Below are 11,643 nucleotides of genomic sequence, written 5' to 3'. Positions count from 1 at the left end.
GACCCGGGGGCTGCTTCCCCTTCCGTCCTGGCCCCGCTGGAATCCGCACGCCGGGCTGTAAGCGCGTGGCGCGTCAGCCTGGAAATCGTGTCGGAGCCGTGGCCATCCGGAAGTGAAGGAAGTCCCTTCGCGGGAGGTCTTCAGCGATGGTGCGTGAGTGTGTCGCTGTTCTGTTGGGGCTGGTCCTGGTGGGCTGCGGAGAGGACGACCCGCCCCCTTCGACGGGGCGCTTCGGTGAGGTGACGAGCGCGGTGGTGCTGGTCAACCCGGTCATCAACCAGGGGTCCACCACGTCGGTGGTGCCCGGCGGTGAGCGCTCGGGCGTGGAGTTCCAGGTCGAGGACCTGCCTGTCGCGCGGACGGACTCCACCGGACTGGCGCTGTTGGAGGACCTGCCCACGGGCACGGTGACGCTGGACTTCGACCCGGGCACGTACTCCTTCCAGGTGGTCGAGGAGAAGGAGCTGTACGACGTGGTGCTGTCGTACCGGGACGGCACGGTGCAGCCGCTGTTCCCGCCGGTGCGCTACCCCATTGGCGGCGAGGTGGTGGAGGTGGAGCCGGGCGAGAGCATCGCCCAGGCCGCGGCGTCCGATGACACCGTCATCGTGCTGAAGGAGGGCACGTACCCGGGCAACTTCGAGCTGCGCGCGGAAGGGGTGCTCATCTTCGGCGCCTGGTCTCCGACGCGCGGTCCCCTGTCCGTCATCGAGGGCAATGTGACGGTGCTCGGTGGCGCCAACCGCATGCGGGGCGTGAAGGTCACCGGCAGGCTGAGCAGCAACGCGAACAACTTCTCCGCGGCGTTCTCGGACCTCGCCAGCGCCACCATCACCGGCAACGGGGTGACGCTGCTGCGCAACCGCTTCACGGCCGGACAGGCCACGGTGCCCAGCTCCAACGCGGTGCTGGTGGACAACACGGGTATCCCCTGAGGCGTCGGCTCACATTCTCACTGGGGCTCATGCTGGTGGCCTCGGGCTGTGCCGTCCACCTGCGGAACCTGCCGGGCTACTCCCAGCCCGCATCATCCGGGGGCCGCCCTGCGGTGGGGATTGGGGTGGCTCCGAATTGAAGACCTGTAACGTCTCCGCTGACGTCATCTACACCAAGGAAATCCACGCCAAGGTCTACTCGTTCAACCAGAAGATCTGATTCCCGCTGCGGAGCGCCCGTTCCAGGAACTCGCCGAACGTCGCTGCAATCTGGCGCACCTCGCGCGGGTATGTCTCATGGTAGGCGTCGAGAAGAGGGTAGGGGCTTCCCGGCCGGGAGGTGTCGACGAGGACGAAGTCCGAGTCCTGGCAGTCCACCAGCGGGAACCACGAGGCGGCAGGCGGAGCACCTTTGTCCCTGAAGCGGACGCGCTCCGTCTGCCGCTGGATGTTCGCGAGCGAGAGGATGTTGTAGCTCGCGTCAGGCAAGGGGCGGAACAGCTCGGCGCCGTTGCAATGCAGGTAGAATGCGCGGAGCTCCGCGTCGAGCCGCCAACCCGCCTGCGCCTCGAACGCGGCAATCTGCTCCGGCGTAGCTGGCGGGCGCGGGAAGTGGGCGCGAGAGATTTCGGCCAGCAGCTGTTCCATTGTCATGGCGACTCGACGTAGGGCTTGTCCGGCCCCACTGGGCCCCGCGCGTGTAGCACGCGGGGTAGGCGAGATTGATGACGTCGTGCACCGCGGGCGGTAGCGGCAGCACATTGCCCGGAGCCGTCGGGTCTCCGCCGTGCAGCAAGTCGAAGATGTGGTGACCGGGCCAGTTGTTTCCGCCCGCCTGCGGCCACGCTCCGAACTCGCGGCCCCACTGATTTCGAAAGCCCTCCCGCGCGTTGTTCCATGTACGCCGCCGCGACGGGAGGTCGCTGACTGTGGGGTACTCACAGCAGCAGTGGGTGAGCGCCAGGTATCCGCCTGCCTCCGCGGGCAGGAACACGAAGCGCCCCTGCCAGTCGCCCTTGATGTCCGCGAGCCAGATGCAGCCCAGAAGCGCGTACCCCTCGGAAGCGCAGCGTCGCTGGCACTGGCCCATGTACCGGGCATTGCACTGCCAGGGGCCGTAGTAGATGACCGTCCTGACGGTGCCTCCACCGGGCCCCGGCATGACTGGGCCCACCCACTTCGCTGAGGCGGGCTTGCCGCTACTGCTCACCGTGGCCGAGCCGCAGCCCGCGCCGCCCACCAGCACCAGTAGAAGCGCGCAGGCCAGCTTCGACATGCCCAACTCAATAACACGGCAACCGGAGGTGCCTGATGGAGCCCGGCCCCACGGCACTGCCCGCTGCTGGACGCGACTCACATTCATGGGCTCACGTCGCACGCGGGACTCAAGGCATCCTCCGTCCGTGGTCCCTCCTTCCTCTCCGCCCACCTCCGACCTCGCCGAGCGCGCCTTCACCCGCGCCTCCAACGCCCTGCTGGTTCCGGGCAACGCCGTCCGGGTCCTCCTCGATGCCGGAGAGAACTATCCCGCGTGGCTCGAGGCCATCCGCTCCGCGCAGCGGTCCATCTTCTTCGAGAACTACATCATCGAAGAGGACGAGGTCGGCCTCGCCTTCGCGGAGGCGCTCGCGGACCGTGCGCGCGCCGGAGTGAAGGTCCGCTTGATTCGCGACTGGATGGGCTCTCGCGCGGGCGCATCGCGCCGCTTCTGGCGCACCCTGGAAGAAGCCGGCGTCGAGCTCCGCGTCTTCAACCCGCCCAGCCTCACGAGCCCCCTGGGCTGGGTCAGTCGAGATCACCGCAAGATGATTGCCGTGGATGGCCACACGGGCTTCGTCACCGGCCTCTGTGTCAGCAAGCGGTGGCTGGGCGACCCCGCGCGCGGCATCGCTCCCTGGCGCGACACCGGCGTGGAGCTGCGCGGCCCCGCCGTCGCCTGGGTGGAGCGCGCCTTCAAGGAGGTCTGGGACGCCACTGGCGCACCCCTGCCCATGGAAGCGCTCTCGGCCCCCGACGCCATCGCACTCGCCGGAGATGTCTCCGTGCGCATCGTCGCGGGACAGCCGTCCTCCACGGACCTGTTCCGGCTGGACCAGCTCATCGCCGCCGCCGCCCAGCGCACGCTGTGGCTCACCGATGCGTACTTCGTCGGCTTCATCCCCTACGTCCAGGCGCTCCGCGGCGCCGCGAGAGATGGCGTCGACGTCCGGCTCCTCGTCCCGTCCACCACCGACATTACCGTCATCAGCCCCCTGTCACGCGCCGGCTACCGGCCGCTGCTCGAAGCGGGCGTGCGCGTCTTCGAGTGGAACGGCTCGATGATTCACGCGAAGACAGCCGTCGCAGATGGCCGCTGGGCCCGCGTCGGGTCCTCCAACCTCAACATCGCCAGCTTCATCGGTAACTACGAGCTGGACGTGGCCATCGAGGACGCGTCGGTCGCCAGGTACCTCGAAGACGTCTACCTGCGCGACCTGGCCAACAGCACCGAGATTGTCCTGAGCAGCCATCGCCGCGTCCGGCCTGTCGCTCCAAGGGCCCCGGCGGCGCCAAAGGGCTCGGGTCGCCCGCGCGTGGGCGCGGTCCGGTTCGCCACCGCTGTAGGAGCGGCGGCGGCCTCGGGCACCCGGGCGCTCGGCGCGGTGGAGGGCGGAATCGAGCTGGCCCTGGCCGGCGGTCTGCTCGCGCTGGCCGTGGTGGGCTTCCTGTGGCCGGCCCTGCTCGCGTACCCCCTGGCGGTGCTCGGCGTCTGGCTCTCCCTCGCGCTGATGCTTCGCGCGCGAAGGAATGCCCAGCAACGCAAGGCCGACCACGCCGGGCCGAGCGCGCTCCAGACCCCATCGAAGAGCGCGTAGCGCCCGCGGACCCCAGCCCGCCCGCCCAGCACCCCGGGTGACGGGCGCCCGTTGATCCGCTCCCAAACCCTGTCCGCTTATGGGACGGCACTTTCCGCAACCGGGCACCGGAGCTGGGACGCCCCCCTCCATCCCGAACAAATCCAGGCATTTGAGCGGCGAAAAGCAATTGGCACGAGCCTCGCTCTTAGAGAGGCCGTGGACATCCCCAAAGCCAAGAAGAAGACCCGCAAGCCCTGGGTCCTCGCCATCGCCGGAGCCTGCGCGCTCATCGCCGTGACAGTGGGCCTGTCCAAGCTGCGCCCCGCGGCGCCCTCGGTGGAGCGGGCGTCGGTGTGGCTGGACACGGTGAAGCGCGGCCCCATGGTCCGCCAGGTGAAGGGCGCCGGAACGCTCGTCCCCGAGTACATCCGCTGGCTCACCGCCGACACCGCCGGCCGCGTGGAGCGCATCCACGTGCGCCCCGGCGCCATCGTGAAGGCCGACACGCTCCTCATGGAGCTGGCCAACCCGGACGTGCAGCTGCAGGCGCTCGAGGCCGAGCGCCAGCTCGCCAGCGCCCAGGCGGAGCTCATCCGCATGCGCACGGAGCTGGAGACCATGCGCCTCGCACAGGAGGCCACCGTGGCCTCCATGACCGCCGAGTCCGCCGACGCCTCCCGCCGCGCCGAGGCCAGCGACGCCCTCTTCCAGAAGGAGCTCATCGGCAACCTGGAGGTGAAGCAGACCACCGAGAAGGCCGGAGAGCTGTCCCGCCGCCTGGACCTGGAGCGCAAGAAGCTCCAGGTGGTGGCCGTGAACATGAAGGACCAGCTCGCCGCCCAGCAGGGCCAGGTGGAGCGCCTGAAAGCGGTGGCCCAGTTCCGCCGTACACAGGTGGAGTCCATGAAAGTCGTGGCCGGGGAGGACGGGGTGCTGCAGGAGCTGCCGCTGGAGCTGGGTCAGTGGGTGACGCCGGGCGTGCTGCTCGCCAAGGTGGTGAAGCCCGAGCGGCTGAAGGCGGAGCTGCGCATCGCGGAGACGCAGGCGCGAGACATCCAGCCCGGCCAGAAGGCCCTGGTGGACACGCGCAACGGGGTGGTGGAGGGCACGGTGGCGCGGGTGGCGCCGGCGGCGAGCCAGGGCACGGTGCGCGTGGAGGTGTCGCTGCCCGAAGAGCTGCCCCGGGGCGCGCGGCCCGACCTCACGGTGGAGGGGACGGTGGAGCTGGAGCGGCTGGGCAACGTGCTCTCCGTGGGCCGGCCCGCGGGCGCGCAGCCCAACGGAACGATGTCCCTCTTCCGGCTGATGCCGGGGAGCGACGAGGCGATTCGCGTGCCGGTGCAGCTGGGCCGGGGCTCGGTGAATGCCGTGGAAGTGGTGCAGGGCCTCCAGGAAGGCGACCAGGTGGTGCTGTCTGACATGGCCGCGTGGGATGCGGTCGAGCGGGTGAGATTGCGATGATGACGACGAATGACGTGAAGGCGCCCGCTTCGACGGAAGAGGCGGTGCTGGCGGGTGGACCGAAGACGGACGCGGGCAAGTCCCTCATCCAGCTGGAGGGGCTCACCAAGGTCTTCGAGACGGAAGAAGTCGAGACGCACGCCCTCTCCAACATCCACCTCACCATCCGCCAGGGCGAGTGGGTGGCGATTGTCGGCCCCTCGGGCTCCGGCAAGTCCACGCTGCTCGCGGTGCTGGGCCTGCTCGACACGGCCTCGCGCGGCGCGTACCTGCTGGACGGGCGCAGCGTGCTGGAGCTGTCGCCGTCGGACCGGGCGCTGGTGCGCAACCGGCACATCGGCTTCATCTTCCAGAGCTTCAACCTCATCGGAGACCTGACGGTCTTCGAGAACGTGGAGCTGCCCCTGACGTACCGGGGCATGCCCGCGGCCGAGCGCAAGCAGCGCACGGAGCGCGCGCTGGAGAAGGTGGGCATGGCGCACCGGGCGCGGCACATGCCGGGCCAGCTCTCCGGCGGTCAGCAGCAGCGCGTCGCCGTGGCGCGCGCGGTGGCCGGAGACCCGCTCATCCTCCTGGCCGACGAGCCCACCGGTAACCTCGACTCGAAGAATGGCGAGGCGGTGATGCAGCTGCTCTCCGAGCTGCACAAGGGCGGCGCCACCATCTGCATGGTGACGCACGACCCGGCGCACGCGCGCACCGCCACGCGCACGGTGAGCCTCTTCGACGGCCGCATCGTCCAGGACGAGCAGCGCCGCTAGTCCCCGACTTCACCTGCCGTCCTGCTCCGCACCCCAAAAGGGCGGAGACCGGGCGGCGTGTGCCCGCGCTCCTTACTCCCCGTGGTTCCGGAAACCCCGAATGGAAACCCTCCTTCAAGACGTCCGTTACGCGCTGCGCACGCTGGGCCGCAGCCCCGGCTTCACGCTGGTGGCGGTGCTCGCGCTGGCGCTGGGCATCGGCGCCAACAGCGCGGTGTTCAGCGTGGTGAACGGCGTGCTGCTCAAGCCGCCGCCCTTCGCGGAGCCGGAGCAGCTGGTCCACGTCCGGGGCAACTTCCTCAAGGCGGACCTCAAGGACATCTCGGTGTCGGTGCCGGAGTACCGGGACTACCGCACGCTGCCCCGGGCCTTCGCGTCGGTGGCGGCGTTCAACGTCAACGACGTCACGCTCACCGGCGGGGACGTGCCGGAGCGGCTCAGCGTCACCGCGTCCACGGCCTCGCTCTTCGCCACGCTGGGGGTGTCGCCCGTGCGCGGCCGGGCCTTCACCGAGGAGGAGGAGACGCCGGGCCGTGAGCGGGTGCTGGTGCTCACGGACAAGGCCTGGCGCACGCGCTTCGCGGAGGACGAGGGCGTGCTGGGCCGCACGCTGCAGCTCGATGGGGACTCGTACACGGTGGTGGGCGTGCTGCCGCCCGGGGTGGAGTACCCGGCGGGCACGGACGTGTACGCGCCCTTCGCGCCCACGCCGGAGCAGACGTCGGAGGAGCGCCGTGGCAGCCGCTACCTCGACGTGATTGCGCGGCTGAAGCCGGGGATGACGCTGGAGGCGGCGCGCGCGGACCTGACGCGGGTGGCGGGGGAGCAGGAGCGCCTGTACGAGAAGAACTACAAGGGCGGCGGCTGGGGCATCAGCGTGAACTCGCTGGAGGACACGGTGGTGGGCGACGTGAAGGGCACGCTGTGGCTGCTCCTGGGCGCGGTGGGCTTCGTGCTGCTGGTGGCGTGCAGCAGCGTGGCCAACCTCCTGCTGGCGCGGGCGGCGGCGCGAGGCCGTGAGGTGTCCATCCGCGCGGCGCTGGGCGCGGGCCGTCAGCGTCTGGTGGCGCAGTTCCTCACCGAGAGCCTGGTGCTGTCCGTGGCGGGTGGGGCGCTGGGCCTGCTGCTGGCGGTGTGGGGCACGGACGTGTTGCTGGCGGTGGTGGGTGAGGGACTGCCGCGCGCGGCGGAGGTGCGGCTGGACGTGGCGTCGGTGTTCTTCACGGCGGGCGTGTCGCTGCTCACGGGGCTGGGGTTCGGCCTGGTGCCGGCGCTCCAGGCCAGCCGGGCGGACCTGAACAGCGCGCTGCGCGAGGGCACGCGCGGCACGGACGGACGGAAGGCGGGCCGGCTGCGCGCGGGGCTGGTGGTGGGGCAGGTGGCGCTCGCGCTGGTGCTGCTGGTGGGCGCGGGCCTCTTCGCGAAGAGCTTCCACGCGCTGAGCGAGGTGGAGGCGGGCTTCACCCCGGAGGGCGTGCTCACCGGACGCGTCGCGCTGCCGCAGACGGCCTACGCGGACCCTGCGCGACGGTCGTCCTTCATGGGGGAGCTGCTCACCCGCGTCCAGGCGCTGCCCGGCGTGGAGTCCGCGGGCATCTCCAACATGCTGCCTCTGGGTGGGCGCACCGACAACAGCTTCGACATCGAGGGACGGACGAAGGCGCCGGACGAGATGTGGCCCGCCGTGGAGACGCGCTTCGCCAGCGCGAGCTACCTGAGCGCGCTGCGGGTGAAGCTGCGCGAGGGCCGCATGCTGGCGGAGACCGACAATCTGGACGCGCCCGGCGCGGTGGTCATCAACAAGACCTTCGCGGACCTCTACTGGCCGAAGGGCGACGCGCTGGGGCAGCGGCTGAGGCTGCACCGCGGGGAGACGCGGTGGGCCACCGTGGTGGGCATCGTCGACGACCTGCGCGAGTGGGGCCTGGACAAGCCCTCGCGCCCGGCGGCGTATTACTCGGCGGCGCAGTTCCCCCTCTACAACCTCAACCTGGTGGTGCGCGCGAAGGCGGGCAACCCGGAGGCGCTGCGCACGGCGATTGAAGCCGAGGTCCGCGCGCTCGACGGCAACCTGCCCCTGTTCAGCGTGGCCCCCATGGTGCGACTGGTGGATGACTCCATCGGCTCGCGGCGGCTGTCCGCCCTGCTGATGGGGCTCTTCGCGGGCACGGCGCTGCTGCTGGCGGCGCTGGGCATCTCCGGCGTCATCGGCTACTCGGTGGCGCAGCGCACGCGGGAGATGGGCATTCGCATGGCACTGGGCGCGGCGCGGCGGGACGTGCTGGCACTGGTGCTGGGCCAGGGCCTGAAGCTCGCGGGCCTGGGCGTGGCGGTGGGCCTGGTGCTGTCGCTGGGGCTGGCGCAGTTGTTGAGCGCGCTGCTGTACGGCGTGACTGCGTATGACCCGTGGACCTTCGTGGGCGTCGCCGCGCTGCTGGCGGGCGTGGCGCTGCTGGCCACCTGGCTGCCCGCGCGCCGTGCCACGCGCGTGGACCCCATCATTGCCCTGAAGGCGGAGTAGGAGCGCACGTCGATGGACACCCTGCTCCAGGACTTGCGGTACGCGGTGCGCGGGCTGCTGAGAGACCGCGCCTTCACGCTGGCGGCGGTGCTCGCGCTGGCGCTGGGCATCGGCGCCAACAGCGCGGTGTTCAGCGTGGTGAACGGCGTGCTGCTCAAGGCGCCGCCCTTCGCGGAGCCGGAGCGGCTGGTGGACGTCTCGAACACCTTCGCGAGGGTGGGGCGGACGGGGCTCACCTCCTCGGTGGTGGAGTACCGGGAGTACCGCGAGCTGCCCCGGGTCTTCGCGTCGGTGGCGGCCTTCACGGACGATGACGTGACGCTCACGGGCGTGGACACCCCGCGGCACCTCCACATGGTGGAGGCCACGGCCTCGTTCCTGCCGACGCTGGGCGTGACGCCTGTCCTCGGACGGGGCTTCACCGAGGCCGAGGAGACGCCGGGGCAGGACCGGGTGGTGGTGCTCACGCACAAGACGTGGCGGACGCACTTCGCGGAGGCCCCGGGCGTGCTCGGCCGCACGCTCCAACTGGACGGGGTGCCGTACACGGTGGTGGGGGTGTTGCCGCGGAGCGTGGAGTATCCGGCGGGCTCGGACCTCTACCGGCCCTTCGCGCCCGACCCGGAGCTGGTGTCGGAGGAGAAGCGGGACACCCGCTTCCTGGAGGTGCTGGCGCGGCTGAAGCCCGGGGTGACGATGGAGGACGCGGCGAAGGACCTGTCGCGCGTCTCCCTGGCGCTGGCGGAGGCCCACCCGAAGTACCAGACCGGCAAGCGCTCCATCGCGCTGAAGTCGCTGGAGGACGAGGTGGTGGGCGACGTGAAGGGCACGCTGTGGCTGCTCTTGGGCGCGGTGGGCTTCGTGCTGCTGGTGGCATGCGGCAGCGTGGCCAACCTCCTGCTGGCGCGGGCGGCGGCGCGTGGGCGCGAGGTGTCCATCCGCGCGGCACTGGGCGCGGGCCGGCGGCGGCTGGTGGCGCAGTTCCTCACGGAGAGCCTGGTGCTGTCCGTGGCGGGCGGGGCGCTGGGGTTGCTGCTGGCGATGTGGGGCATGGACGTGCTGCTGGCGGTGGTGGGGGAGGGCCTTCCCCGCGCGGCGGACGTGCGGCTGGACGCGCGCACGGTGCTGTTCACCACCGGGGTGAGCCTGCTGACGGGGCTGGTGTTCGGCCTGGTGCCGGCGCTCCAGTCGAGCCGCGCGGACCTGAGCGCCACGATGCGCGAGGGCGTGCGGGGCACGGCGGGGGGGCGCTCGGGCCGGCTTCGCTCGACGCTGGTGGTGACGCAGGTGTCGCTGGCGCTGGTGCTGCTGGTGGGCGCGGGGCTGTTCGGGAAGAGCCTCCTCGCGTTGCTCTCCGTGGACACGGGCTTCACGCCCGAGGGCGTGCTCACCGGGCAGCTCTCGCTCCCGGGCGCGAGCTACGAGTCGCCGGAGCGGCAGGTGGCCTTCTCACGCGAGCTGCTGGGGCGCATCCAGGGCCTGCCGGGCGTGGAGACCGCGGGGCTGACCAACGCGCTGCCCCTGGGCATGTTCATCACCTTCGGCTTCGCCATCGACGGGCGGACGAAGGGGCCGGACGAGGTATGGCCGGCCGTGCAGTTGCGCACCGTCAGCCCCGACTACCACCGCGCGCTGCGCGTCCGCCTGCACGAGGGACGCCTGTTGCAGGAGACGGACGGCCCGGACGCGCCGTGGGCGGTGGTCATCAACAAGGCGTTCGCGGACGCGTACTGGCCGAAGGGCGACGCACTGGGCCAGCGGCTGAAGCTGAAGCGCCCCGACGCGCAGTGGACCACGGTGGTGGGCATCGTGGACGACGTGCGCGAGTGGGCGCTGGACCGGCCGACCCCGCCAATGGCGTACTACTCGCTGTACCAGGTGCCCTCCACGGGCCTGGCGCTCGCCGTCCGGACGAAGGCCGGCAACCCGGAGTCGCTGCGCTCCTCCATCGAAGCGGAGCTCCGCGCGGTGGATCGGAACGTGCCCCTGTTCAACGTGGCCCCACTGATGCGGCTGGTGGACGACTCCATCGGCTCGCGCCGGCTGTCCGCCCTGCTGATGGGCCTGTTCGCGGGCACGGCGCTGCTGCTGGCGGCGCTGGGCATCTCCGGCGTCATCGGCTACTCGGTGGCGCAGCGCACGCGGGAGATGGGCATTCGCATGGCACTGGGCGCGGCGCGGCGGGACGTGCTGGCGCTGGTGCTGGGCCAGGGCCTGAAGCTGGCGGGCCTGGGCGTGGCGGTGGGGCTGCTGCTCTCGCTCGCCCTGGCGCGACTGTTGAACACGCTGTTGTATGGCGTGACTGCGTATGACCCGTGGACCTTCGTGGGCGTCGCCGCGCTGCTGGCGGGCGTGGCGCTGCTGGCCACCTGGCTGCCCGCGCGCCGTGCCACGCGCGTGGACCCCATCATTGCCCTGCGCTCCGAGTGAGCGCCCGAGAGACTCATGTCCCAGCCCCTCATTTCGCTGCGTAACGTCGAGAAGTCCTACCCCCTGGCGGGCGGCCGCGCCTGGGTGCTGCGCCGCATCGACCTGGACATCCAGCCCGGCGAGTTCGTCACGCTGATGGGCCCGTCCGGCGCGGGCAAGTCCACGCTGCTGTCCATTCTGGGCATGCTCGACGCGGAGTGGACGGGCGAGTACACGCTGGACGGCCAGGGCGTGCACGCGATGAAGCCGAAGGAGCGCGCGGAGCTGTCGCGGCGCACCATCGGCTTCGTTTTCCAGCAGTACCACCTGCTGGACAACCTCACGGTGGCGGAGAACCTGGAGGTGCCGCTGTCCTACCGCAACCTCAAGCGCGGCGAGCGCGAGGCGCTGGTGGGCGACATGCTGGACCGCTTCAGCCTGGTGGGGAAGAAGGACCTGTTCCCCTCGCAGCTCTCCGGCGGCCAGCAGCAATTGGTGGGCATCGCCCGCGCGCTCATCGCCAACCCCAAGGTGCTGCTCGCGGACGAGCCCACGGGCAACCTCCACTCCGCGCAGGCCAAACACATCATGGAGGTCTTCCAGGGCCTCAACCGGGACGGCACCACCATCGTCCAGGTGACGCACTCGGATGCCAACGCCGCGTATGGCCACCGGGTGGTGCAGCTCGCGGACGGCTGGCTGCAGAAGCCCTGAACACC

Annotated in this window: 8 protein-coding genes; 7 read left to right on the top strand and 1 reads right to left on the bottom strand. The window is 70.9% G+C overall.

From position 1 onward, the window contains the following. Positions 1 to 146: 146 nt before the first annotated feature. The gene (locus tag ACX9TP_RS46640) at positions 147 to 935 is read left to right on the top strand and encodes a hypothetical protein (protein WP_482977194.1); all 789 of its coding nucleotides are present in this window, start codon (positions 147 to 149) and stop codon (positions 933 to 935) included. A 195-nt stretch (positions 936 to 1,130) separates the two neighbouring features. Here the strand turns inward: ACX9TP_RS46640 and ACX9TP_RS46635 are convergent, their stop codons facing one another. Then, the gene (locus tag ACX9TP_RS46635; RefSeq protein WP_482977193.1) at positions 1,131 to 1,589 is read right to left on the bottom strand and encodes an SMI1/KNR4 family protein; all 459 of its coding nucleotides are present in this window, start codon (positions 1,587 to 1,589) and stop codon (positions 1,131 to 1,133) included. Between the two features lie 749 nt (positions 1,590 to 2,338). Here ACX9TP_RS46635 and ACX9TP_RS46630 point away from each other — a divergent pair. The 6 genes from ACX9TP_RS46630 (at position 2,339) to ACX9TP_RS46605 (ending at position 11,638) form a co-directional block, all read left to right on the top strand. Beyond that, positions 2,339 to 3,790: a phospholipase D-like domain-containing protein gene (locus tag ACX9TP_RS46630; protein WP_482977192.1), complete on the top strand. Its 1,452-nt coding sequence runs from the start codon at positions 2,339 to 2,341 to the stop codon at positions 3,788 to 3,790. A 198-nt stretch (positions 3,791 to 3,988) separates the two neighbouring features. Continuing rightward, a complete protein-coding gene (locus tag ACX9TP_RS46625) occupies positions 3,989 to 5,233 on the top strand; it encodes an HlyD family secretion protein (RefSeq protein WP_482977191.1) in 1,245 nt (414 codons plus the stop codon). After that, complete coding sequence (locus ACX9TP_RS46620) at positions 5,233 to 5,994, top strand: ABC transporter ATP-binding protein (RefSeq protein ID WP_482982333.1); 762 nt, start codon at positions 5,233 to 5,235, stop codon at positions 5,992 to 5,994. Before ACX9TP_RS46625 ends, ACX9TP_RS46620 begins: the two co-directional genes overlap by 1 nt. A 100-nt stretch (positions 5,995 to 6,094) precedes the next feature. Then, on the top strand, positions 6,095 to 8,515 hold the full coding sequence (locus tag ACX9TP_RS46615; protein ID WP_482977190.1) for an ABC transporter permease: 2,421 nt from the start codon (positions 6,095 to 6,097) through the stop codon (positions 8,513 to 8,515). A 12-nt stretch (positions 8,516 to 8,527) separates the two neighbouring features. Beyond that, positions 8,528 to 10,945, top strand: a complete 2,418-nt coding sequence (locus ACX9TP_RS46610) for an ABC transporter permease (protein WP_482977189.1) — start codon at positions 8,528 to 8,530, stop codon at positions 10,943 to 10,945. Positions 10,946 to 10,960: 15 nt separating this feature from the next. Beyond that, on the top strand, positions 10,961 to 11,638 hold the full coding sequence (locus ACX9TP_RS46605; protein WP_482977188.1) for an ABC transporter ATP-binding protein: 678 nt from the start codon (positions 10,961 to 10,963) through the stop codon (positions 11,636 to 11,638). Positions 11,639 to 11,643 lie beyond the last annotated feature (5 nt).

Source organism: Pyxidicoccus sp. M15, from assembly GCF_056858435.1.
This window is presented reverse-complemented; position numbering and strand designations above follow the sequence as displayed.

Bases quoted from the DNA above. Each gene is read 5' to 3' on its own strand.
- ACX9TP_RS46640 (WP_482977194.1), top strand. From the start codon at position 147: ATGGTGCGTGAGTGTGTCGCTGTTCTGTTGGGGCTGGTCCTGGTGGGC.
- ACX9TP_RS46635 (WP_482977193.1), bottom strand. From the start codon at position 1,589: ATGACAATGGAACAGCTGCTGGCCGAAATCTCTCGCGCCCACTTCCCG.
- ACX9TP_RS46620 (WP_482982333.1), top strand. From the start codon at position 5,233: ATGACGACGAATGACGTGAAGGCGCCCGCTTCGACGGAAGAGGCGGTG.
- ACX9TP_RS46615 (WP_482977190.1), top strand. From the start codon at position 6,095: ATGGAAACCCTCCTTCAAGACGTCCGTTACGCGCTGCGCACGCTGGGC.
- ACX9TP_RS46610 (WP_482977189.1), top strand. From the start codon at position 8,528: ATGGACACCCTGCTCCAGGACTTGCGGTACGCGGTGCGCGGGCTGCTG.
- ACX9TP_RS46605 (WP_482977188.1), top strand. From the start codon at position 10,961: ATGTCCCAGCCCCTCATTTCGCTGCGTAACGTCGAGAAGTCCTACCCC.